At 34.2% G+C, this 1,035-nt stretch carries 2 protein-coding genes; both read left to right on the plus strand.

The window, feature by feature from the left end:
* On the plus strand, nt 1–299 hold a 299-nt coding region (locus PVV65_RS09825), incomplete at its 5' end, for a hypothetical protein (protein ID WP_273790036.1).
* A 291-nt stretch (nt 300–590) separates the two neighbouring features.
* Nucleotides 591–911, plus strand: a complete 321-nt coding sequence (locus tag PVV65_RS09830) for a hypothetical protein (RefSeq protein ID WP_273790037.1) — start codon at nt 591–593, stop codon at nt 909–911.
* Nucleotides 912–1,035 lie beyond the last annotated feature (124 nt).

Consider the following 1,035-nt stretch of genomic DNA (forward strand, 5'->3'; position numbering starts at 1 on the left):
AATTCGATGGTGGACAATATCAAGATCATGAGATGCCAGAGAATATTGATTACAGTACCAAAGCGCAGGTAAAAGCGTGGATATACGGTGGTCATTTGCCAAAAAGCGTATTGAGTTATGAGGCGTTGATAGATGAGGTAAATGCAAAAATCAAAAAACGTACAAAAGATGATCAATTGATTTGTGAGATAACGAATGATTTTGAGAGAGGTTATCCATTATCCAGTGATGAGATAGACAGAGAGCTAGAAAAAGCGCTTGATATTCAATTAGGTAAGAACCAAAATGAAAAAAAGTGAAAAAAATAAAAAATACGTATTGACTTTAAAGAAAAGGTCGTTTAGAAAGATCGACAAGTGCTGAAAACACTTGCGTTAAGCGGATAGACTACGATAAGGTTTCTCCCATTCTTTAAAATACTGGCTGTCTTTTATGCTTTGAATAGCGTATAACGATTATGTCGGGTGTGGTCGCACCATACAACACTCTTTATGAGAAAAGTGTGACGACGGACTTAACGCCGTGTTTTCAACGCCCGACGCCCTTATAGGGTGTTAATTGAAAACTTTTTTACGTTAAGGATTACAAGCATGAAATCTAAAGAAAAAAATGAAATCAACATCACTACCGATTTCTTATGTGATTTGTGGATGGCTGTGTGTAAAGAAGCTAATAGTGAAAATATTGATATTGATACTGAAGATAACTATCACGTTTCTTTAGTAGAGCTTATGGGGGCTCTCGAAAAAGTTTTGTTTTTTAAATTACAAAACGAAATTCCAAATTTTACAAAAATTTTAGCAATTATTACAGAATTCGGTCAATCTGAACCAATTGAATCAATAGTTTCATTGCTAAAAGCTTATAATCCTATTTTTGATAATGTGCATAGCATTAATGAGGCTGCTTAAATAACGCACGGGCGCGGCGGGGGCGCCTGCTTTTTAACTTTAGATTCAATTAGATAAGTATCGAAATGAAAAAAGTTAAAAAAGAGTAAAATTCATATTGACAACAATAGAATCACTTTGTTAA

It is taken from the genome of Bartonella sp. ML70XJBT, from assembly GCF_028618425.1.
In the GTDB taxonomy this organism is placed as follows: Bacteria; Pseudomonadota; Alphaproteobacteria; order Rhizobiales; family Rhizobiaceae; genus Bartonella.

Bases quoted from the DNA above. Each gene is read 5' to 3' on its own strand.
- PVV65_RS09830 (WP_273790037.1), top strand. From the start codon at position 591: ATGAAATCTAAAGAAAAAAATGAAATCAACATCACTACCGATTTCTTA.